The sequence below is a fragment of the Pseudarthrobacter sp. MM222 genome (assembly GCF_947090775.1).
Taxonomy (GTDB): domain Bacteria; phylum Actinomycetota; class Actinomycetes; order Actinomycetales; family Micrococcaceae; genus Arthrobacter.
In genome coordinates this window covers 2700288-2722704 of sequence record NZ_OX352321.1, presented here as the reverse complement: position 1 = coordinate 2722704, position 22417 = coordinate 2700288, and the positions used below count along the sequence as shown (strand labels likewise).

Below are 22417 nucleotides of genomic sequence, written 5' to 3'. Positions count from 1 at the left end.
AGTCGCGACGCTGGCGTGCCGTACCGGCCGCCATCCGTAGATCCACTGAAAGAAGTGCACGGCGCGTGTTCAATTCACTCTCTGACCGGTTGACAGCAACCTTCAAGAATCTCCGTGGCAAGGGCCGCCTGACCGAGGCGGATGTCGACGCCACGGTCCGCGAGATCCGGCGTGCCCTGCTGGACGCGGATGTTGCCGTGCCCGTGGTCCGCGAATTCACCGGACGCGTGCGGGAGCGTGCGCTTGGCGCCGAGGTCAACGCCGCACTGAACCCGGGCCAGCAGATCGTGAAGATCGTCAACGAGGAACTCGTCGAGATCCTCGGCGGCGAAACCCGCCGGATCCGCCTGGCCAAGACCGGTCCGACCATCATCATGCTCGCGGGCCTGCAGGGCGCCGGTAAGACCACCCTCGCCGGCAAGCTCTCCAAGTACCTCAAGGCCCAGGGCCACAGCCCGCTGCTCGTCGCGTCCGACCTGCAGCGCCCCAACGCCGTCAACCAGCTGCAGATCGTCGGCCAGCGCGCCGGGGTGCCGGTATTCGCCCCGCACCCGGGCGCCACCTCTGCCGAGCTGGAGCACCCCGCCGGCGACCCGGTCGCCGTCGCCCGCGCCGGGGTGGAGGAAGCGCGCCGGACGCTGCGCGACGTCGTGATCGTGGACACCGCCGGCCGCACCGGCATCGACGCCGACATGATGGAACAGGCCCGCCAGATCCGGCGGGCCATTGTCCCCAACGAAGTCCTGTTCGTGATCGACTCGATGATCGGCCAGGACGCCGTTAACACGGCGCTGGCCTTCGATGAAGGCGTCAACTTCACTGGCATCGTGCTTTCCAAGCTCGACGGCGACGCCCGCGGCGGCGCCGCCCTTTCGGTCGCTTCGGTGACCGGCAAGCCGGTCATGTTCGCGTCCACCGGCGAGGGCCTGGATGACTTCGAACTCTTCCACCCGGACCGCATGGCCTCGCGCATCCTCGACCTCGGTGACGTGCTCACCCTGATCGAGCAGGCCGAGAAGTCCTGGGACAAGGACGAGGCAGCCCGGATGGCGAAGAAGTTCGCCGACCAGGAAGACTTCACCCTGGACGACTTCCTGGCCCAGATGCAGCAGATCCGCAACATGGGCTCGATGAAGAAAATGCTCATGATGATGCCCGGCGCGCAGAACATCCGCCAGCAGCTGGAACAGTTCGATGAACGTGAAATCGACCGCGTCGAGGCCATCGTCCGGTCCATGACGCCGCACGAGCGGGTTGCACCCAAGATCATCAACGGCTCCCGCCGGGCCCGCATCGCCCGCGGCTCCGGCGTGCACGTGTCCGAGGTCAACGGCCTGCTGGAGCGGTTCGGCCAGGCCCAGAAGATGATGAAGAAGATGGCTGCCGGCGGCGGCATGCCGGGCATGCCCGGGATGCCGGGCGCGGGAGGCGGAGCACGCAAGGGCGCCAAGAGCGCGCCGAAGAAAAAGGCCCGCTCGGGCAATCCGGCCAAGGCCGCCCAGGAGCTCAAGGACGCCGAGGCCCGGCGTGCCGCGGGGCCCAAGGCGCTGCCCACGGGAGCCTCCTTCGGCCAGCAGGGCGCGGACTTCGATCCCTCCCAGCTGAACCTGCCCAAGGGGTTCGACAAGTTCCTCGGCGGCAGTAAGTAGGTTGCGGGCGCTATGTCGCCCGCGTTATTGACGGACCCGTGCCATAGGGTTGGATCATGTTCAAGCAGCGCGTAGTTTTCGTCCACGGGGCCGGCAGCTTCGGCGCCGCGGCGTGGCCGAAACAGCACGGGATGGCGCTGAACTATGACGCGTTGTTCCTGCGCCGGCATGGGTTTGACGCCGTCGCCGATCCGCTGGAATCAGATTTTGCGGCCGATGCTGCCATCCTGCTGGGCGCCCTGGCCGACGACGGCCGCGGCGAGGCCGGGGGACACGTCGTGGCGCACTCCCAGGGTGCCATCGCGGCCATGATGGCAGCTGTCGAGCGGCCGGACCTGGTGCAGTCACTGACCCTGGTGGAACCGGCCTGCCTCTCGCTGACCGCCGAACTCCCGGCGACTGCCGCGCACCGGGCCCTGATGCAGCCGCTCTTCGACGTCCGGCAGCACCTGGGCGACGACGACTTCCAGGCGGAATACATCCGCCGGGCTTTCGCCGTGTCGGGCCCTGCCGACGGCCCCGGTGCGCCCGCCCTGGGCCCGACGCCGGAACAACGGCGCGAGGCCCGGCGACTGAGGCTGCAGGCACCGCCATGGGAAGCGCCCCTGCAGATCGTCCCCGGCGTGCCCACCCTGGTCCTCACCGGCGGCTGGGAGCCGTTGTATGAGGAAATCGCCGGCTACTTGCGCGAGACCGGCGCCCTGCACCGCATTGCTGCGGGCGGGCACCGGCCCCAGGATTCCCGGGAGGGCGACCGGTACCTCCGGGCGTTCATCGCCGACGTCGGCCGGCGACGGCACGCCCGGGCCTCCTAGCTGGCCGCGGGTCCGCCAACGGAGGGCTCCGGCAGGTAGACCTTGCCGCCGGACGCAAGGAATTCGGTGCTCTTCACCCGCATTCCGGCAGCCAGCGCCGCAAGTGCAGCCTGCGAGTCCGCGGAGCCGTACTCGTCCCGGATGCCCTGGCTGATCCGCATGGAACAGAACTTGGGCCCGCACATGGAGCAGAAGTGCGCCGTCTTGGCCGGCTCTGCGGGCAGCGTCTCATCATGGAAGGATTCCGCCGTCACGGGGTCGAGCGACAGCGCGAACTGGTCCCGCCAGCGGAACTCAAACCGGGCCTTGGAGAGGGCATCGTCGCGTTCATGCGCGCCGGGGTGGCCCTTCGCCAGGTCGGCGGCATGGGCGGCGATCTTGTAGGTGATCACGCCGGTCTTCACGTCGTCCTTGTTGGGCAGTCCGAGGTGTTCCTTGGGGGTGACATAGCAGAGCATCGCGGTTCCGTAGCGGGCAATCTCGGTGGCGCCGATCGCCGAGGTGATGTGGTCATAGCCGGGAGCAATATCGGTGACCAGCGGCCCAAGCGTATAGAACGGAGCGCCCTTGCAGAGTTCCTGCTGGCGCTCCACGTTTTCCCGGACGAGGTGGAACGGCACATGCCCCGGGCCCTCCACCATGACCTGCACATCGAACTCCCACGCCCGCTGCGTCAACTCGGCCAGGGTGTCCAGCTCGGCGAACTGCGCCGCATCGTTGGCATCCGCCGTCGCGCCGGGCCGCAGCCCGTCACCGAGGGAAAAGGCGACGTCGTAGCGGGCGAAGATCTCGCACAGCTCATCGAAGTGCGTGTAGAGAAAGTTTTCCTGGTGGTGCGCCAGGCACCACCCGGCCATGATCGCGCCGCCGCGGGACACGATGCCGGTGACCCGGTTGGCCGTCAGCGGCACATAGCGCAGCAGCACCCCCGCGTGGATGGTCATGTAGTCCACACCCTGCTCGCACTGTTCGATCACGGTGTCCCGGAAGATCTCCCAGGTGAGGGCGTTGGCCTCCCCGTTGACCTTTTCCAGCGCCTGGTAGATGGGCACCGTGCCGATGGGCACGGGGGAGTTGCGGATGAGCCATTCCCGGGTGGTGTGGATGTCGTCGCCGGTGGAGAGATCCATGACGGTATCCGCGCCCCATTGCGTCGCCCACTGCAGCTTGTCGACTTCCTCCGCGATGGAACTGGTCACGGCGGAGTTTCCGATGTTGGCGTTGATCTTCACCAGGAAGGCCTTGCCGATGATCATCGGCTCGGATTCGGGATGGTTGACGTTGCTGGGGATGATGGCGCGGCCCGCGGCCACTTCGCTGCGGACCAGCTCGACGTCGCAGTTCTCGCGCAGCGCCACGAACCGCATCTCCTGGGTAATCACCCCGTCCCGGGCGTAACGCATCTGCGTCACCGTCCGGCCGTCGACGGCGCGGCGCGGTACCGGGCGGAGCCCCCGCCACTCGGCCGACGCCGCGCCCCGGCGCACCGCGGATTTGCCGTCGTCGAGCAGGTCCCTTCGCCGGCCGGCATAGGGTTCGGTGTCCGCCCGGGCCTCGATCCAGGGCGCCCGGAATGGTTCCAGGCCCCGCACCGGATCGCTTCCCGGGCCGGCGGTCCGGTAGATCCGGAACGGCGCGTTACTTGCACCGCCGGGGGAGTCCGCCAGGGCGATCTCGGTCACCGGAACGCGGATGCCGTGTTCTGCGTCCGTGGCGAACGCCAGGGAGTGGGCCTTCAGCGATTGGGTGGGGCCTGCGGGCTGGATCTGGACAGGGCTGTGCTGTGTCAACTGGGTATTCACGAAAATACTCACTTCCTTCGCCGGCATTACCCGGACAGGTTCAACGGTCGCAGGCTGCGTCAGCCCGATCTCAGCCCCTGCAGGGGCACCCGTGTGGTCGTAGACGAAGCTACCACAGGCCTCGGGGCGGGCTGTGTCATATGCGTCATCGGGCGGGACAGGCTTCTCCGGCGCGGCCCGATGGCGTCGCGGATTAGGCTGTATGGATGAGCAGCATCATCGAGTTCGGCGGCCCCGTCCTCACCGGACGGGACACGGAACACCGGGGCCTCTGGTCCGTCGACGGGCTCCTGACCTTCCACCGTCCGGCCGCGGCGCCGGACCTCGTGCTGGACGGCTGGGTCATCCCCGGACTGGTCGATGCGCACTGCCATATCGGCCTCGGCCCCGGCGGCGACGTCCCCGGCTCGGTGGCGGAGGCGCAGGCGCGCACCGACCGCGACGCCGGAACGTTGCTCGTGCGGGACGCCGGCGCCGTGCACGACACCCGGTGGCTGCAGCGCCGCGCCGACATGCCGCGCATCATCCGCTCGGGCCGGCACATCGCCAGGGCGCGGCGCTACCTTCGGGGCTTCGCCGTCGAAGTGGCCCCGGAGGATCTGGTCGAGGCGGTGCGCAAGCAGGCCCGGGCCGGTGACGGCTGGGTCAAGCTCGTGGGGGACTGGATCGACCGCGACGCCGGCGACCTCACCCCCAGCTTTCCGGCCCCCGTGCTCAAGGACGCCGTGCAGGCCGCCCACGACGAGGGCGCCCGGGTCACGGCGCACTGCTTCGCCGAAGACACCCTGGACAGCATGCTCGACGCCGGGATCGACTGCATTGAGCACGCCACCGGCCTGCTTCCACGGCACCTGCCGCGTTTCGTCGAGCAGGACATTCCGATCGTGCCCACCCTGATCAACATCGCAACCTTCCCCGACATCGCCGCGCAGGCGGAGGCAAAATACCCCCGCTACGCGGCCCACATGCGCTCGCTCTGGGAACGCCGCGCCGAGCGCGTTCTGGAAGCCTACGAGGCCGGCGTGGGCATCTACGCCGGAACCGATGCGGGCAGCGTCATCAAGCACGGGCGGATCGCCGACGAAATCCAGGCGCTGCACTCCGCCGGGCTTCCGGCCCGGGCAGCCCTCGACGCCGGCGCCTGGGCCGCCCGCGCTTGGCTGGGCGCGGACGCGATCAGCGAGGGGGCCAGCGCGGACGTCCTTGTCTGCGCCGAGGATCCACGGACGAACCTCGGCACGCTGCGGCAGCTCAGCCACATCGTGTTGCGGGGTGAAGTGATCCGCAGGGAACGTGGCGGGGAATCAGCTCCGCATTAGGAATAAATTGAAGCTTCAAGTAATTTAGTTCTATGTAAGGCCATCGAAGGTCGGTGGCCCCCGAAGCACCGGAGCGATCAAATGACTGCAGAAGCCAGCACGCAGGACCTTCTTCCCGCCGAACTCACTATGGGCACCGTGATGCTCAAAGTCGGCGACATGAAGCTCATGACGGACTACTACCAGCGTGCCCTCGGCCTCGACATCGTGGCCGAGCAGGACGGCGGGCTCTACCTCGGCCGGCGGCAGAAGCCGTTGGTCCACCTCGCCCCGGCGCCCGGGCTCGCTGTCCCATCCCGCGGAGAGGCCGGCCTCTTCCACACCGCACTGCTGTTCGATGACCAGCCGTCCCTGGCCGCCACCGTCGCCAGCGCGGCCCAGTATGAGCCGCAGTCCTTTACCGGCAGCGCGGACCACCTCGTCAGCGAGGCCTTCTACTTCAACGACCCCGAGGGCAACGGCATTGAGCTGTACTGGGACCGTCCCCGCGAAGCGTGGTCCTGGGAGGGGAAGAATGTTGTGATGGACAGCCTGGCCCTCCCGCCGCAGCGCTACCTCGAAAAGTTCCTCAACGAAGAATCCGTCACCGCGCAGCGTGAGGCGGAGGCCGGCGTCGGGCACGTCCACCTGCAGGTGGGGGATGTGCAGTCCGCGCAGGAGTTCTACGTCGGGACCCTCGGCTTCGAAAAGACCGCAGGCTGGCACGGCCAGGCACTCTTCGTCGCAGCCGGCGGCTACCACCACCACATGGCCATGAACGTGTGGAACAGCCGCGGCGCCGGCCCCCGCCGCGACACGCTGGGACTCGGGGAGGTGCTGATCGAAGTGCCCTCGGGCGACGACGTCGGAGCCCTGGCCGACCGCCTGAAAACCGCCGGTGTCCAGTCCCACCACACGGGCGCCGAACTGCGCTTCGAAGACCCGTGGCGCAACCGGATCCGCGTGGCAGTGCGCTGAGGGCGCACGGCGGTCCGGGGCGCCGCCGGCGCTGCCCGGCTGGGCTAGGCTGAAACCAGACTTTCCGCCGCGCCGTCAGCGCCGAGCCCTAAGGATGACCCATGGGATTCACCGAAATCTTTGTCTCCACCCACGATCAAGCCCTTAAGCGCGCGGCTGCACTTGAGGGCGGGGGAGCCGTGGCTCCCGGGGCGCTCCGGATCCAGGACATCAGCGACTTCGAAGTCGAGCGCCTCGGCGACCTGGCCGGGACGGCCGTGCACTCCGCCGGTGCCGATTACGAGCTTGCCATGGTGGACGTGGCCAGCGACTCCCTGCTCGGCGTCCCGCCCGCCATGGTCAGGGCACTTGCGGATCTGCTCAGCTATGAGACCGAGGGCGAAGCGGACGTCCTCGAGGATGTGGCCGGCAGCTGGGCCGCCGAAGAGGACATGCCCTTCGGTGCGGAGCAGGCCCTCGACTATGTCCGGAGGCTCGCGGAGCTGGCTGCCCGCGTCGACCCCGCCACCCGGACCGGACTGTACGTCTGGACCCGCTGACGCCTCGAGCCAAGCGTGACTCGGGCCACGGTCCGGGCTCGCCTCGGGCGGCGGCCACAGGCCGGCCATCGACCGGATTTACCAGCCGGCAGGGGGTCAAGTCGAAATCCCGGCGTTGATCTGGCACAATGAACAGGTACTCGATCTGCGTGGCCCCTCTCTCCGCGTCCGGATCTTGTCCTTTTAGAACCCCCTAGTACGGCCCGCCCCACGGGTGCAGAACGCCGGGCTCGACCCCGTTTCAGAAACAGGAGTGACCACAAAAGTGGCCGTAAAGATTCGCCTTAAGCGCTTCGGCAAGATGCGCGCACCGTACTACCGCATCGTCGTCATGGACGCACGCTCCAAGCGTGATGGCCGTGCCATCGAAGAGATCGGCAAGTACCACCCGACCGAAGAGCCCTCGTACATCGAGGTCGACACGGACCGCGCCCAGTACTGGCTCGGCGTCGGCGCACAGCCGTCCGAGCAGGTTGCCGCGATCCTCAAGATCACCGGTGACTGGCAGAAGTTCAAGGGTCTCCCGGGCCAGGAGGGCACCTTGAAGACCAAGGCTCCCAAGGCTGCCTTCGTTACCCCGGAAAAGGGTTCCGTGATCATCCCGGAAGCCATCACCAAGAAGGCCAAGAAGGACGACGCAGCCGAGGCCCCCGCCGACGCAGCAGCAGAGACCACCGAGGCTGAGTAACTTGCTGGCAGAAGCGCTCGAACACCTCGTCCGCGGGATCGTGGACAGTCCTGACGATGTCAAGGTCAGTGCGAAGAACAACCGCCGCGGGGACACCCTCGAAGTGCGCGTTCATCAGGACGACCTCGGACGGGTGATCGGCCGCCAGGGCCGCACGGCGCGCGCTTTGCGTACCGTGATCGCGGCACTGGCGGACGGCGAGCCGGTCAGGGTCGACGTCGTCGACACCGACCGCCGCCGGTAACGCTTTCAGCAATACTTGTCTTTTAGTCCGGCCCCTTCACCAGATAATGGTGGAGGGGCCGGACTGTTTTCCCCCAACTTTCGCCAGCAACCCCAATCCCGGAACAGAGGAACAGATGCAGCTTCAGGTGGCACGAATCGGTAAACCCCATGGCATCCGCGGTGAAGTGACCGTGCAGGTCCTGACCGACGCGCCCGGTGACCGCTTCGTTCCGGGCACCCAATTTGTGGTGGAACCCGCTTCGGCCGGTCCGCTGACCGTGGAGAGCGCCCGCTGGAACAAGGACATCCTGCTGCTCGCCTTCGAGGAGATCGAGACCCGCAACGACGCGGAGACCCTCCGTGGGGCCAAGCTGTTCATCGAGACCGAGGAACTCGACGAAGACGACGATGACGAGGGCTGGTACGAGCACGAGCTCGTCGGCCTGGACGTCCGCGTCGGCGACACGGTCGTCGGCAAGGTCTCAGGCCTGCATACCCTCCCGGTCCAGGACCTCATCGTGGTCACCTCGAACGAGGGCAAGGAGATCCTGGTCCCCTTCGTGGAGCAGATCGTTCCCGAGGTCAACGTCGGCGAGGGCTTTATCCTCGTCACGCCGCCCGCGGGACTCTTCGAGGTCAATGCCGACGAGGGAACCAAGCCTGAAACCGGCAGCGCCTCCGGAGACAAAGCCTAAATGAGAATCGACGTCGTCAGCATCTTCCCGGAGTACCTGGCACCCCTGGAACTCTCGCTGATCGGGAAGGCACGCCAGGACGGGCTGCTGCAGCTGAACGTCCACAATCTGCGCGACTTCACCACGGACCGCCACCGGACCGTTGACGACACGCCTTATGGCGGCGGCGCCGGCATGGTCATGAAGCCCGAACCCTGGGCCCAGGCTCTGGCTGCCGTGGCCGCGGCCCGGCCCGAAGCCGCCAGTGCGGACACCGAGGCGCCGGAAGCGGCGGCCAAGCCCGTCCTCATCGTCCCGTCCCCGGCCGGAGAGCGCTTCACCCAGGCCACAGCGCAGGAGCTGGCGGAGGAAGAGCAGCTGGTGTTCGCCTGCGGCCGCTACGAGGGCATCGACGAACGCGTGATGGAATGGGCGGCCGACCACTTCACCGTGCGCCCCATGAGCCTGGGGGACTACGTGCTCAACGGCGGCGAGGTGGCCGTGCTGGCCATGGTGGAGGCCATTGGGCGGCTGCTGCCCGGCGTCGTCGGCAACCCCGATTCCCTCGTGGAGGAATCCCACTCGGACGGGCTGCTGGAATACCCCGTCTACACCAAGCCCTCCAGCTGGCGGGACCGCGACGTTCCGGCGGTGCTGCTGAGCGGCAACCACGGCAAGATCGCCCAATGGCGCCGGCACGAGCAGTACCGGCGCACCGCCGAACGCCGTCCGGACCTCCTCGCGGAGTTCGACGCCGGCAAGCTGCCGCGCGCGGACCGGACGGCCTTCGCTGACCTCGGGTACGACGTCGTCGACGGCCGCCTCCGGCGCCGCCCCGACGCCGGCGCCGGGCGGAACTAACCGCGGGCTGGCATCCGGGGCTGAGGGATTGGCTCGAACGCCCCGCATGTGGCAAAATTAGTCCTTGTGCCTGCTGGGTACGAACCTGCCACAGGGGGATCGTTACCAACAGCCTGGTACCCCGGCACCGTCAATTCCTGACGGAGCCGGACTGAAAACTTTCGGCGGGAATTTCCGGGCTGCCTTCGTGCACCCGGGCTTGGCCGCCGTGACCCAACGTGAATGACCTGTGGCGTTCGCCAGGAGTGAATCAATGCATATCCTCGATTCCGTAGATGCAGCCTCGCTGCGCACCGATGTTCCGACGTTCCGCGCGGGTGACACCCTCAAGGTTCACGTGAACATCATCGAAGGCAAGAACTCCCGTGTCCAGGTATTCCAGGGCTTCGTCCTGGGCCGCCACGGCGATGGCCTCCGCGAAACCTTCACCGTCCGCAAGGTCTCCTTCGGCGTCGGCGTAGAGCGTACCTTCCCGGTGCACTCCCCGATCATCGACAAGATCGAGGTCGTCTCCAAGGGTGACGTGCGCCGCGCCAAGCTGTACTACATGCGCAATCTGCGTGGCAAGGCCGCAAAGATCAAGGAAAAGCGCGACTTCCAGACCGCAAAGTAAGCCTTCCAGGCTTCCACCGCGGGTCCACGGACCGTATTCGGCTTGTCGCCGGAGCATCCGCAACAGCGCCACAGGATACGGATCATGGACCAGACAAAACGCCAGCCAAGGAAACTCGGCTGGCGTTTTGCGTTGCTGGCGTTTGTCCTGGCAGTGGTGATCAGCGGAGTGATCCGTTCCCTGTGGCTGGACGTGTACTTCATACCCTCCGCCTCGATGGAGCCGCTGTTCCGCGAGGGCGACCGGATCGTGGTGTCCCGGACCGAGCTGCAGGCCGAGCCGATCCGGCGCGGAGACGTCGTCGTCTTCGACGGCCGCGGCACCTTCGCCCCGCTCAACAGCGGCAAGGGCCCGGTCCTCGACTTCCTTGCCGGGGCCGGGCACTGGCTCGGCCTGGCCGGCAGTGACAGCACCTACGTCAAACGCGTCATCGGGCTTCCCGGCGACGAGGTGGTGTGTTGCGACGCGTCCGGCCGGCTCACAGTCAACGGCCAGCCGCTTGCGGAACCATATCTGTATGCGGGGGACGCCCCCAGCGAGCAGCGGTTCAGCGCGGCCGTCCCGGCCGGGCGGCTGTGGCTGATGGGCGACCACCGCTCCATGTCGGCCGATTCGCGGAGCCTGCTGGGCGCTCCCGGCGGGGGAATGGTACCGCTGGACCGAGTGGTCGGCCGGCCGGTACAGATCGTCTGGCCGCTTGATAGATTTACAGCAGTAGGACGGCCCGCCGCGGCCGCGGACACCACAACGAACGGACAGTAGATGCCGGAAACCGGATCCCGGATTCCCGAGCCGCGGGGGCAGGACCAGCCCCGGGTCACCTCCTCAGCTATTCCCACAACGGAGCAGTTCAGGAGTCCTGAGTACCAGGGTGACCCTGAGGCCGGTGTGGCGCCGCAGCACCCAACGGCCGCGCTGCCGCATGCTTCTGCGGTCCAACCGTCTGCCCGGGGGGCCGAGGCGATTCACCCCGCCCAGGCGCCTGCGGGCGCGCCCGCCGAGGAGGCTGGCGAAGGTGCGTCCGTCCCCGCGTCCGCCGAGCGCCCCGCCGCCTCCGGCCCCGCGCACGCCGGTCCCGAGTCCAAGCGGGCCAGGCGGGCAAAGGCGAAAGAAGGCCGCAGCCAGCTCTTCCTGTGGCTCAAGGAAGTGGCCACCGTGGTGGTCGTCGCCATCGTGCTGTCCTTCCTGATCAAGACCTTCCTGTTCCGGGCGTTCTACATTCCGTCCGAGTCCATGGTCAACACGCTTGACGTGAATGATCGTATTTTCGTGAACCTCCTCGTCCCGGAGCCGTTCGCCCTCCAGCGCGGAGACGTCGTCGTTTTCAAGGACACCAAGGGCTGGCTGGCCCCCGCGGAAGAAAAGCCGGACGGGCCCTTCACCTGGGTGCAGGACGGGCTGACCTTCGTCGGCCTGCTGCCGGACAACTCCGAGCAACACCTGGTCAAACGGGTCATCGGGCTGCCCGGAGACCGCGTTGTCTGCTGCGACGCCGGCGGCCAGCTCACGGTCAACGGCACGCCTTTGGCCGAGAACTACATCAACGCCGCCGAAGCGCCGGTGGTCCACGAGTTTGACGTCGTCGTTCCCGCCGGCAAGGTCTGGGTCATGGGAGACAACCGCAACCACTCCGCCGACTCGCGCGCCCATCTGGACAGCGGAGGCGGCTTCGTGGACGTGGCCGACATCGAGGGCAAGGCGGCCGTCATTGCGTGGCCCCTGAACCGCATCACTGCCCTGGACAACTACCCGGGCGTCTTCCAGAATGTCCCCGCGCCGTCGGGCCAATAATGGCTGGCAGGTAAGAACCCATCATGTCTGAAGCACCAACCCTCGACTACGAACGCCGGTTCCGGAGCTCCGGCGCGCGGCTCGTCGCCGGCATCGATGAAGTGGGCCGCGGTGCCCTGGCCGGGCCGGTGAGCGTGGGGATCGCGGTCGTGGACCTAACGGACCAGAAGCTGCTGGCGGACGTACGGGACAGCAAGCTGCTCAAAGTGGCGGACCGGGAACGCCTCGTGCCGGTCGTCCGAAGCTGGAGCGTGGCTTCCGCTGTCGGGCATGCCTCGGCGGGCGAGATCGACTCTCTTGGAATCATCGGGGCGTTGCGGCTTGCCGGGACCCGGGCCTGGCTTTCGGTCCTGGCCGCCGGCGTGACCCCCGACGTCGTGCTGCTGGACGGCAGCCACAACTGGCTCTCCCCGGCGTCCCAGCCGTCACTGTTCGACGACGGCCCGGCGGAGCCCGGTTGCGACGCGCCGGTGCACACGCTCGTCAAGGCCGACATGCAATGCCTCAGCGTGGCCGCGGCCAGCATCATCGCCAAGGTGGAGCGCGACAATCAGATGTGCCAGCTGCACACGGAGTATCCCGCCTTCGGCTGGGATGAGAACAAGGGCTACGGCACCGCCGCGCACAAGGACGCGCTACGAGCCGCCGGGCCCACGCCGTACCACCGGGTCAGCTGGCAACTCCTCTAGCGTGCGGCCGTGGCGCGAGGCGGCTTCCGGATGGTGCAAGATGGAACCATGAGTGCCGAGGACCTTGAAAACTATGAAACCGACATGGAGCTCCAGCTCTACCGCGAATACCGCGACGTTGTCGGGTTGTTCAGCTACGTGGTCGAGACCGAACGGCGTTTCTATCTGGCCAACCACGTGGATCTGCAGGCCCGCAGCGCCGACGGCGAGGTCTACTTTGATCTGACCCTTCAGGACGCCTGGGTGTGGGACGTCTACCGTTCCGCCAGGTTCGTCAAGAGCGTCCGCGTCATAACGTTCAAGGACGTCAACGTCGAAGAACTCCCGCGCAGCGAGGAGCTGGCCCTGCCGAAGGTCGAGGATCTGGGAAACTGATTCCCCGATACGTCAGGCTGCCCGCGGGCTGACGTGTTCCCCCGCCGTTGGCCATTTCCCGGAGTTTCCCACATAGCGTCGGGAGCACCTGTGCCGGATCAGGATGCCGCCGCACGCTGGTCCTATGAGAGCAAAAGACCTGCTGGGCCGGCGCGGCGAGGAACTCGCGGCCGAGTACCTTGAAGCCCAGGGCATGCGGATCGTGGACCGCAACTGGCGCTGCCCCGAGGGCGAGATCGACATCGTCGCCCTGGACAACGACGCACTGGTCATCGCGGAGGTGAAGACCCGAAGATCCCTCGCCTACGGGCATCCGTTTGAAGCCGTCGGCGTGGACAAACTCGCCCGGCTGCACCGGCTGGCATCGGCCTGGTGCCGTGATCATGAGCTTCGGATGCCGTTGCGCCGGATCGATGTGGTGTCCGTGCTCGACGACGGCATCGGCAACCCGGCGGTGGAACACCTCAAGGGAGTGGGGTAGGTGGCGCTCGGCCGGTCCTATTCTGTAGCCCTCGTGGGACTCAACGGCTACATCGTCGAGGTCGAGGCCGACATCGGCCAGACCCTGCCGGCTTTCATCATTTTGGGCCTGCCGGATGCCTCGCTCAATGAGGCCAAGGAACGGATCCGCTCTGCGGCCCAGAATTCGGGAATTCCGCTGAGCCGCCGGAAAATTACGGCCAACCTCATCCCGGCATCACTGCCCAAGCGCGGTTCCGGATTCGACCTTGCCATCGCCATGGCGGCGCTGTTGGCTTCCAATGATGTCCGCTCCACCGGGCGCACCGTCTTCATTGCCGAGCTGGGCCTGGACGGCAGGCTGCGGCCGGTTCGGGGCGTTTTGCCCGCGGTCATGGCCGCTGTCCGGGCGGGATTCCCGGACGTCGTGGTGGCGAAAGCCAACGCCGCGGAAGCCGGACTGGTCCCGGGCGCGCGGGTGCAGGGGTACTCCACGCTGGCGCGTCTGGCGTTCGACTTCGGCGCAGACCCGCAGGATCTGGCCCTGGGCTTCGAACCTGACCCTGAGGACGATGACGGGGACGCCTGCCCGGACGGTGCTCCGGCCATGCCGCCGGACATGCGTGACGTCTCGGGCCAGTTGGAGGCCCGCCGGGCTCTGGAGGTCGCCGCGGCAGGCGCCCACCACCTCCTGTTGACGGGACCGCCAGGGGCAGGAAAAACGATGCTGGCCGAGCGTCTGCCGGGACTCCTGCCCGACCTCGGGGACACGGAAGCAATGGAAGTCACGGCCATCCACTCCCTCTGCGCGCTTACGTCCGCGTCCGTCCGGCTGCTGCGGCGGCCACCGTACGAGAACCCGCACCACACCGCGACGTCGGCCGCGATCATCGGCGGCGGATCAGGGCTGCCCCGGCCCGGGGCAGCGTCCCGGGCCCACCGCGGCGTATTGTTCCTCGACGAGGCTCCGGAATATGAGCGCCGGGTGCTCGATGCGCTCCGGCAGCCGCTGGAGAGCGGGGAGCTGGTGATCCACAGATCCGCGGGCACGGCGGCCTACCCCGCCCGATTCCAGCTGGTCCTCGCCGCCAACCCCTGTCCTTGCGGCAAGGCGTCCGGCAAGGGCGTGGACTGCACTTGCACGCCCACCATGCGGCGGCGCTATCTGTCGCGGCTGTCGGGTCCGCTGCTGGACCGGGTGGACATCCAGCTTGAAGTCGAGCGGGTGTCTCTGGCCGACTTCGGCCAACCCGGATCGGAGGAGGACACCGCCACGATCGCGGAGCGGGTCGCGGGTGCGAGGAAGTGCCAACTGGGGAGGCTGCTGCCGTTCGGATTCGAGACCAACGCCCAGGTCCCCGGCCGGCTGCTCAGGGGCGCCCTGCGGCTCGGGCCCCCGACCACGCGGATCCTGGACCATGCCTTGGAGCGCGGCGTACTCACAGCCCGCGGCTACGACCGCGTCCTTCGCTTGGCCTGGACGCTGGCTGACCTGGCCGGGCGGGACCTTCCCGGAGCCGACGACATCGGTCAGGCGCTCAACCTTCGACAGGCAGCTGCCACCGCCTAGCGGGTTTGGACTTTACCCCACATTCGCTTGCTCGGGGCGCACAGGTTTCGGGCGTAGTGATCAGCTTTGGAAAGGACACCATGATCGAGGCCGAACGGACAGCCAGGGCGGCATTGTCCCGACTGTTCGAGCCCCAGGACGCCGCCGGCCTGGCGCTGGTGCAGGTTGCCGGAGCGGAGGACGCACTGCGCATCGCTACGGGGGAACTGAACGCGGGTCTTGAGATCGAACAGGACATGTCCCGCGTGCTGGCCGACAACAGCACCGGGGCCGGCTGGACAGGACTGGCAACGGCCCGGATGCGCTGGGCTTCCCGTGTTCCCGACCTGGCTCCGGCGCGGGACCTTGCCACGATGCAACGGCTCGGCGGACGCATGATCATCCCCTCGGACGAACTCTGGCCGCGACAGCTGGCGGACCTCGGCCTGCAGGAACCGATCTGCCTCTGGTGGCGCGGCGCCGAGCGGCCACTGCCTCCAGCCGCCAAATCCATTGCCCTTGTGGGTTCGCGGGACAGCACCTCATATGGGTCGTCCGTCACCGGAGACCTCGCCTATTCGCTGGCCCAGCGGGGTTTCACGATTGTCTCGGGAGGGGCCTACGGCATCGATGCACATGCCCACCGGGCCGCCCTGGCCGGAAGCAGCGGCGGCGTTCCCACGATCGCCGTGATGGCCGGGGGAGTGGACCGGTTCTATCCGTCCGGCAACGAGGACCTGCTGCGGGCAGTGGCTGATCAGGGCGCGGTCCTGGCGGAAGTTCCGCCGGGTTCTGCGCCCACCCGGTACAGGTTCCTGCAGCGGAACAGGCTCATCGCTGCACTGGCATCCGTCACCGTCGTGGTCGAAGCCCGGTGGAGATCGGGTGCCCTCAACACGGCCCACCACGCCGAAACCCTCGGCCGGGCCGTCGGTGCCGTACCCGGATCGGTGCACAGCGCCAATTCGGCCGGTTGCCACCGGCTGCTCCGGGAAGGCGGTGCCGTCTGCGTCACCGACGCGGGGGAGATCGCAGAGCTCGCGTCCCCGAGCGGGGAATCGCTCCCGGAAACGAGGACGGGCAGGGCCGAAGTCCAGGACGGCCTGACGTTGGAGGATCTGATCCTCCTGGACGCCCTTCCCCTGCGGACCACCAGCACGGTCGAGAAGCTTGCGACGGTGGCGGGCCTGAGTGCGGACTCTGTCCGTGCCGGCCTCGGCCGGCTCGGGCTGTTGGGCCTGGCCGAGTTCCACGGCGGCGGCTGGAAGCGGTCGGGCAAGGCCGGGTGACAGACATGTCACCCCCGTCGCCGGCGGACGGGCGCGCCGGCGGCTCGCCGTAGGGTTCCTTGATTGCCCGGCGAATCCTGCGAGAGTAGGAGCGTGTCATCAAAGGAACTGCCGGCCGCGCTGGCCCTCGCCGCCGAGGACTTCGCCCGCTATCTGCGGTCCGAGCGCGGTCGTTCGGCCCACACCGTGCGCGCCTACCTGTCCGACGTCGGAAGCCTGCTGGGCTACGCGGCCTCGGAAGGCGTGGAGGATCTTCCCGGGCTGGAGCTCGGCATCCTGCGGCGTTGGCTCGGTGCCCAGAGCGAAGCGGGCCTGTCCCGCGCCACGTTGGGTCGGCGGTCCGCAACGGCCAGGGCCTTCACTGCCTGGGCCGTCCGGGAGGAGCGGATCGAGGCGGACCCGGCACTCCGGCTGAAAGCACCGAAGCGGGAGAAGTCGCTGCCCGGCGTGCTGCACCAGGGACAGGTGCTCCGGCTCGTGGAAGGCGCGGAATCCGCCGCAGCCGAGGGCGGTTTGCTGCCTTTGCGCGACCGGGCCATGGTGGAACTCTTGTACGCCACCGGTGTCCGGGTGGGAGAACTGGCCGGTTTGGACATCGATGACCTCGACCCCGACCGCCGGACCCTGCGTGTGATCGGCAAGGGTAACAAGGAACGCACCGTACCCTACGGCCTCCCCGCGGCCCTCGCGGTGGACGACTGGCTCCGCCGAGGCCGGCCCGCCCTCGCCACCGAGGCGTCGGGGCCCGCCTTGTTCCTTGGCGCGCGCGGCAAGCGCGTGGACCAGCGCCAGGTCCGCAGCGTCGTCCACGCTCTCTTGGAGGCCCTCGGAGACACTTCCGCAACCGGGCCGCACGCCCTGCGCCACTCGGCGGCCACACATCTGCTCGACGGCGGCGCGGACCTCCGGGCGGTGCAGGAGATCCTCGGCCACAGCAGCCTCGCCACCACACAGATCTACACCCATGTCTCGGTGGACCGGCTCCGGAAGAGCTATCTGCAGGCCCACCCACGCGCCTGAAGGCCAGCGAGCAGGACAAACCCGCACAGGCAGCCCGGGATCACTTCCCCAGGTTGTAGTGCTGCAATACGTGCGCGGCCGTCAGCACGCTGGGATAGACGGCGAACTCGTCGATGGAGCCGGCGAAGTAGTTGCTCGTAGGCCGCAACGGCCAGCTGTTCAGCTGATCTCCGCCGATCCGCCAGGATCCCCAGTAGGTCTGCGCCGCGGTCTGGGTGGGCAGTGCCCCGATCTGGGTTCCGTCGACGTAGAGCCGCATGCCGTCGCTGCCCTGGGTCGCCACCGCATGGTGCCAGGTTCCGTCGTTGTAGGGCCGAGCCGACGTGACCGTCCGCGTTCCGTTGACATACACGCCGTAGACCAGCGTGCCGGCGTTGGTCATGTAGAGGTTGCGATCGTAGTTGCTGCTGAGTCCGGGATTCGTGCCGTGCCGGTTCGGCTGGCCGCTGCCGAAGCCGAAGATCTTCCCGCCCTGGGTCGTGTTCGTCTTGAACCAGACTTCGGCGGTGTAGACGGTGGGCGCATTGCCGCGGTTCTGGCCGTAGGCGTAGGCGCTGGTGCCGTTGAACGTCGTCGACCGGCTGGGGTCGTTTGCGACCGCTCCCGTGTCGCCGGCGAAGGTTGGCCCGCCGTAGCTCAGCTCGAGATTGTTGCCCGGTGAGCTGTCGGCGCCCACCGTCGGTCCGGCGTTGTCCAGCCGCCAGTACGTGCTGGCACCGGCCCCCAGAACTGCAGCGGGGTAGGCGGCATTGGTCCTGGCCGTCGCGACGGTAACTGTCGCCGAGAGCGCGCTCGTGTTGGTGCCGTCCGTCGCCCGGACGCGGTAGGTGTACTGGGTTCCGGGTACGGCCGTCTTGTCGGTGAAGGACACCTGGCCGGTGGACCACCACAGTGAGCTGGCGGTGACGGTGCCCAGCGGAGTCGCCGAGCCGTTCCGGTACACGTTGTAGGTCAGCGCGGAATCATCGTTGTCCAGGCTCGCGCGCCACCGGACCTGGTTTTGCCCGGTGCTCAGGCTGGCCGCGCTGACGTTGGCGGGCGTCGAGGGCGCCGCGGTTCCCGGGCCGGGACCGAACCGTGTCAGACCCTGCTGGGCCCTGTTGTTCGCCATGGTGAATTCGCCGGCAACCCACAGCACGTCACCGGCGCCCGTGTTCGTGTGGGTCAGCGCCCGCGGGCCGATGCCTTCGCCGATGCCGTCGTCCGTGTCCGGGCTCCAGCCCAGGTGCGTTCGGTTGTCGGCGCGCTGCGCGCTCAGGTGCTGCCGCTCACCGTCAGCCATCATGTTCATGCCGGGGCAGTCGTGCAGGTGATGTCCGGCGTAGAGAACACCCTGGTAGACGTCGATCGCCTGGGTGGCGCCGAGGCAGGTGTCCCGCCAGACCTGGTCGTAGGTATCCAGGCTGAAGCGCGCCCGGCCGTCAAAGACGCCGCCGCCGGTGCCTTCGTTGCCGATGAAGAAGCTCTGCCCATCATTGACAATGCTCTTGGTGGCCGAGGTGCGCGGAATGAAGGTGGCGCCGTAGGCGCGCACGTTGGCGCCGGTGGTTGCGTCCACGACCGCGATCGACTGGGAGGCAACCCCATTCACTGTGGCGAAGTCGCCGCCGATGACGGCGACGTTGCGGCCGGCCGGAACGGTCAGCGCTCGGCCTGGCGCACTGGCCGCCGGGGCCCAGGGCAACAGCGCACCGGTGGTGTCCACCGCGGCGAAGCGGCTGCGGGCGGCCGTGCCGACGGTCTGGAAGTCGCCGCCGAAATAGACGGCCGTGTTCGTTGCCGCGATGGTCCGGACAGTGGCCGGGACTGTGGCCGGCCTGAAAGTAGTATCGACCGTGCACTGCGGGAGCCTGACCGCAGCGATCCGCGTCGTGGCGGCGCCGTTAATCGCTCCGAACTGGCCGCCGACGTAGAGCCGGGTGCCGTCCGGAGTCACTGCCAGCGCGCGCACGCTTGTCCCGGTGGCGCCCGTGACTGACAGGGCACAGGAGGTCGGGTTGCCCGTGTAGGCGTCGAAGGCCGCGAAGTTGACGGCATTTCGGGACTGCGCGTTGCCGGCCGCGGTGCCGGGAGGCCGGATCTGGGTAAAGGTTCCGCCGGCATAGACAACACCGTTCGACTGGGCCACGGCCCAGGCAGCGCCGTTGGTCTGCCAGGTCGGGAGTTCGCTGGCGGAAAACGCCAGCCCCGGCGAAAGCGCAAAAGCGGGCGTAACTGTCGCCGCTAGCGGTGCAAAGACAAGTGCGAGACCAGCCAGAATAGCCGGAATCCTAGGACGCATAGAGTTCCCCCTGCCCTCAACTGCTGCTTTGCTGTACGACCCCACTGATTAGATCAGCAATAATTGCGTGCGTGGACGGTTTCGCTTACTGGTATTGCCAGCGGTCCTACTTGTCTTTCCGCGACGAGTACTTGCTCCGCGGATGGCAGCCGGGTGATACAAGTACTCGCCCGTAGCGTCCGAGGTCTCATCGAGGGCTTGTAACCCGAACGCCCCACCAGCCGGCGCCGACGGCGCGCCGGGAAAGGCGCGCCGAATCTCACTGGCGTAATTAGGTGGGGTACGGCACAATGGGAACCACGCCCGGCGACTCTCAAGTGCCGCTTGAAGCACATCAGCCTCAAGTCCCCACCCAGAATCCGGGCGCTAACTTAATAGTCTGGCAGGATCACCGGCACCATGACGGACCCGCGCAACAGACAGACATCCAGGCAGAGGTCGTTGGGGAAGACGTACCTACAGCTATGGAGGATGGAATGTCTGTTGCACTGACCCGCGGTGTGTTGTTTGTTCACTCGGCCCCGACGGCCCTGTGCCCCCACGTGGAGTGGGCCATAGGATCCGTCGTGGACAAGCGAACAGACCTTGAGTGGACCGCTCAGCCAGCTGCGCCCGGAATGTTCCGGGCCGAGCTGTCGTGGACCGGAATCCCGGGCACGGGGGCTCAATTGGCATCTGCGCTCCGCGGCTGGGCGCATCTGCGCTACGAAGTCACAGAAGAACCCAGCCAGGGGGTTGATGGCGGCCGCTGGTCCCACACGCCCGAACTCGGCATCTTCCACGCCGTCACCGACGTGCACGGCAACATCATGGTCTCCGAGGACCGCATCCGCTACGCCTACGAATCCGGCGCCGGCGACCCCTCGGCGGTCTACCACGAGCTCTCCCTGGCCCTTGGCGAAGCCTGGGACGAGGAGCTCGAACCGTTCCGGCACGCAGCCGAAGGCGCCCCGGTGCGCTGGCTTCACCAGGTCGGCTAGAACTCCGGGACTAGAACGCCTGCGCGAACGGACAGCGCAAACCCTCCATAGTTACGCCAAATGACAGATGGCGGCAATGTTCCGAAAGAACATTGCCGCCATCTGTCATCTCAGCGCAAGAAGACGAGCTAGACGCTCCGCACCGCGATGACGGCGTTGTGGCCGCCGAAGCCGAAGGAGTTGCTCAGCGCCACGATGCTGCCGGAGGGTAGGTCGCGGGCCTTGGTGACGACGTCGAACGGGATCTCCGGATCCTGGTTCTCAAGGTTGATGGTCACCGGCGCCTTGCGTTCGTAGACCGCCAGGACGGTCAGGACGGCTTCCACCGCACCGGACGCACCCAGCAGGTGACCCATCTGGGACTTCGTGGCGGAGACAGCGACGCTTTCCACCTGCTGGCCCAGGGCCGACTTGAGGGCGGTGTACTCGGGCTTGTCGCCCACCGGTGTGGAGGTGGCGTGCGCGTTGACGTGCACCACGTCCTCGGCCTGGATGCGGCCGTCGAACATGGCAGCTTTGAGGGCGCGTGTGGCGCCCAGGCCCTGGGGGTCCGGGGCGGTGATGTGGTACGCGTCGGCGGTCACCGAGGTGCCGGCGAGCTCGGCATAGATACGGGCGCCGCGGGCCAGGGCGTGTTCCTCGGCCTCAAGCACCAGGGCGCCGGCGCCTTCACCCATGACGAAGCCGTCACGGTCACGGTCGTAGGGGCGCGAGGCGCGCTCCGGCTCGTCGTTGCGGCGGGAGAGCGCCTGCATGGAGGCGAACGCAGCGATCGGCATGGGGTGGATCGCGGCCTCGGCGCCGCCGCAGACGACGACGTCCGCCTTGCCCGAGCGGATCAGGTCCAGGCCCATGTGGACGGCCTCGGTGCCCGAGGCGCAGGCGGAAACGGGGGTGTGGGCGCCGGCGCGGGCGCCGAGGTCCAGGCTGACCGCTGCCGCGGGCCCGTTGGGCATCAGCATCGGCACGGTCATCGGCAGGACCCGGCGCGGGCCCTTTTCGCGCAGGGTGTCCCACGCATCCAGGAGGGTCCAGACGCCACCGATGCCGGTGGCGAAGGCCACTGCGAGGCGATCATGGTCGAACTCCGTGATGCCCGAGTCGGCCCAGGCCTCGCGGGAGGCGACGACGGCGAACTGCGTGGAGGGGTCCATGCGCTTGGCCTCGACCCGGCTAAGGACCTCCGTCGCGGGATTCGTGGCGCGCGCGGCGAATCGCACGGGAAGTTCGAACTTGGCCACCCAGTCGTCCTCGAGCGTGTGCGCGCCGGAGACGCCCTTCAGCGCGTTCTTCCACATCGTGGGGACATCGCCGCCAATGGGTGTGGTGGCACCCAGACCGGTAATGACTACTTTGCGTGCCATGGGATCACTCTCTGTCGGTGCGCCTGCCGGGTCGGGAACCTGTCGCCGGGGCCTGCGTGGGGAAATCGTCGGTGGTCTGCAGACGGGTGCTGCAGGAGGTGGTGCAAAGTGGTCCGGTCCGGGGTGCTGCTGCAGCGCCCCGGACCGGCCATGGGACTCAGCCGTTGCCGGCAGGAGCCAAAACGGTCAGGCTCAGGCCTGCGCGCTTGCGATGAAGCTAACGGCATCGCCGACGGTCTTGAGGTTCTTGACTTCCTCGTCCGGGATGCGCACGCCGAACTTCTCTTCAGCATTGACGACGATGGTCATCATGGAGATGGAGTCAATGTCCAGGTCTTCGGTGAAGGACTTGTCCATTTCGACGGCTTCCGTGGCCAGGCCGGTCTCTTCGTTGACGATTTCAGCCAGGCCGGCCAGGATCTCTTCGTTGCTAGCCATTGGTGGCTCCTTTTCTTGTAGTTGCCCTCCGCCGCCGGTG

At 67.7% G+C, this 22417-nt stretch carries 23 protein-coding genes and 1 riboswitch; of the genes, 19 read left to right on the top strand and 4 right to left on the bottom strand.

Annotated features, from left to right (window positions below; translation table 11 throughout):
• Positions 1-65: 65 nt before the first annotated feature.
• Together ffh and OM977_RS12460 are read left to right on the top strand one after the other, a co-directional pair.
• Positions 66-1649, top strand: a complete 1584-nt coding sequence (ffh, locus tag OM977_RS12465; RefSeq protein WP_264354263.1) for a signal recognition particle protein — start codon at positions 66-68, stop codon at positions 1647-1649.
• A gap of 56 nt (positions 1650-1705) precedes the next feature.
• A complete protein-coding gene (locus OM977_RS12460; RefSeq protein WP_264354262.1) occupies positions 1706-2464 on the top strand; it encodes an alpha/beta fold hydrolase in 759 nt (252 codons plus the stop codon).
• Here the strand turns inward: OM977_RS12460 and thiC are convergent.
• Complete coding sequence (thiC, locus tag OM977_RS12455) at positions 2461-4266, bottom strand: phosphomethylpyrimidine synthase ThiC (protein ID WP_270102990.1); 1806 nt, start codon at positions 4264-4266, stop codon at positions 2461-2463. The two genes, OM977_RS12460 and thiC, sit on opposite strands and share 4 nt — an antisense overlap.
• A riboswitch (TPP riboswitch) is annotated at positions 4262-4369 on the bottom strand. (Overlaps the previous gene by 5 nt.)
• 103 nt (positions 4370-4472) lie before the next feature.
• Here thiC and OM977_RS12450 point away from each other — a divergent pair.
• The 16 genes from OM977_RS12450 (at position 4473) to OM977_RS12375 (ending at position 17314) form a co-directional block, all read left to right on the top strand.
• A complete protein-coding gene (locus OM977_RS12450) occupies positions 4473-5585 on the top strand; it encodes an amidohydrolase family protein (RefSeq protein ID WP_264354261.1) in 1113 nt (370 codons plus the stop codon).
• Between the two features lie 81 nt (positions 5586-5666).
• On the top strand, positions 5667-6542 hold the full coding sequence (locus OM977_RS12445; RefSeq protein WP_264354260.1) for a VOC family protein: 876 nt from the start codon (positions 5667-5669) through the stop codon (positions 6540-6542).
• A gap of 101 nt (positions 6543-6643) precedes the next feature.
• Positions 6644-7081, top strand: a complete 438-nt coding sequence (locus OM977_RS12440) for a hypothetical protein (protein ID WP_264354259.1) — start codon at positions 6644-6646, stop codon at positions 7079-7081.
• A 265-nt stretch (positions 7082-7346) separates the two neighbouring features.
• Entirely contained in the window at positions 7347-7769 is a 423-nt protein-coding gene (gene rpsP, locus OM977_RS12435) for a 30S ribosomal protein S16 (protein ID WP_104175432.1), read from the top strand.
• 1 nt (position 7770) lies between these two features.
• A complete protein-coding gene (locus tag OM977_RS12430) occupies positions 7771-8013 on the top strand; it encodes an RNA-binding protein (protein WP_264354258.1) in 243 nt (80 codons plus the stop codon).
• Positions 8014-8128: 115 nt separating this feature from the next.
• On the top strand, positions 8129-8689 hold the full coding sequence (gene rimM, locus OM977_RS12425; protein ID WP_264354257.1) for a ribosome maturation factor RimM: 561 nt from the start codon (positions 8129-8131) through the stop codon (positions 8687-8689).
• Complete coding sequence (gene trmD, locus OM977_RS12420; protein ID WP_264354256.1) at positions 8690-9529, top strand: tRNA (guanosine(37)-N1)-methyltransferase TrmD; 840 nt, start codon at positions 8690-8692, stop codon at positions 9527-9529. It abuts the gene before it with no gap.
• Between the two features lie 253 nt (positions 9530-9782).
• Positions 9783-10142, top strand: a complete 360-nt coding sequence (rplS, locus tag OM977_RS12415; protein WP_264354255.1) for a 50S ribosomal protein L19 — start codon at positions 9783-9785, stop codon at positions 10140-10142.
• Between the two features lie 84 nt (positions 10143-10226).
• A complete protein-coding gene (lepB, locus tag OM977_RS12410; RefSeq protein WP_264354254.1) occupies positions 10227-10904 on the top strand; it encodes a signal peptidase I in 678 nt (225 codons plus the stop codon).
• Positions 10905-11933: a signal peptidase I gene (gene lepB, locus OM977_RS12405; RefSeq protein ID WP_264354253.1), complete on the top strand. Its 1029-nt coding sequence runs from the start codon at positions 10905-10907 to the stop codon at positions 11931-11933.
• A 23-nt stretch (positions 11934-11956) separates the two neighbouring features.
• Positions 11957-12622 carry a ribonuclease HII gene (locus OM977_RS12400; RefSeq protein ID WP_264354252.1) on the top strand — a complete coding sequence of 222 codons (666 nt, stop codon included), beginning with the start codon at positions 11957-11959 and terminating at the stop codon, positions 12620-12622.
• 48 nt (positions 12623-12670) lie between these two features.
• Entirely contained in the window at positions 12671-12997 is a 327-nt protein-coding gene (locus tag OM977_RS12395) for a DUF2469 domain-containing protein (protein WP_018773443.1), read from the top strand.
• Between the two features lie 124 nt (positions 12998-13121).
• Complete coding sequence (locus OM977_RS12390) at positions 13122-13478, top strand: YraN family protein (RefSeq protein WP_264354251.1); 357 nt, start codon at positions 13122-13124, stop codon at positions 13476-13478.
• Positions 13479-15026, top strand: coding sequence for a YifB family Mg chelatase-like AAA ATPase (locus OM977_RS12385; protein ID WP_264354250.1), 1548 nt, complete (start codon positions 13479-13481; stop codon positions 15024-15026).
• Positions 15027-15106: 80 nt separating this feature from the next.
• Entirely contained in the window at positions 15107-16294 is a 1188-nt protein-coding gene (dprA, locus tag OM977_RS12380) for a DNA-processing protein DprA (RefSeq protein WP_264357403.1), read from the top strand.
• Between the two features lie 93 nt (positions 16295-16387).
• Positions 16388-17314 carry a tyrosine recombinase XerC gene (locus OM977_RS12375; RefSeq protein WP_264354249.1) on the top strand — a complete coding sequence of 309 codons (927 nt, stop codon included), beginning with the start codon at positions 16388-16390 and terminating at the stop codon, positions 17312-17314.
• 40 nt (positions 17315-17354) lie between these two features.
• On the opposite strand, the gene OM977_RS12370 is transcribed toward OM977_RS12375, so the two are convergent.
• Complete coding sequence (locus OM977_RS12370; protein ID WP_264354248.1) at positions 17355-19595, bottom strand: LamG-like jellyroll fold domain-containing protein; 2241 nt, start codon at positions 19593-19595, stop codon at positions 17355-17357.
• Between the two features lie 476 nt (positions 19596-20071).
• Between OM977_RS12370 and OM977_RS12365 the strand changes: the two genes are divergently transcribed.
• Complete coding sequence (locus OM977_RS12365; protein ID WP_264354247.1) at positions 20072-20575, top strand: DUF3145 domain-containing protein; 504 nt, start codon at positions 20072-20074, stop codon at positions 20573-20575.
• A 128-nt stretch (positions 20576-20703) separates the two neighbouring features.
• Here OM977_RS12365 and fabF read toward each other — a convergent pair whose 3' ends face one another.
• Positions 20704-21939, bottom strand: a complete 1236-nt coding sequence (fabF, locus tag OM977_RS12360) for a beta-ketoacyl-ACP synthase II (RefSeq protein WP_264354246.1) — start codon at positions 21937-21939, stop codon at positions 20704-20706.
• Positions 21940-22131: 192 nt separating this feature from the next.
• Positions 22132-22377 carry an acyl carrier protein gene (locus OM977_RS12355; protein ID WP_056426718.1) on the bottom strand — a complete coding sequence of 82 codons (246 nt, stop codon included), beginning with the start codon at positions 22375-22377 and terminating at the stop codon, positions 22132-22134.
• Positions 22378-22417 lie beyond the last annotated feature (40 nt).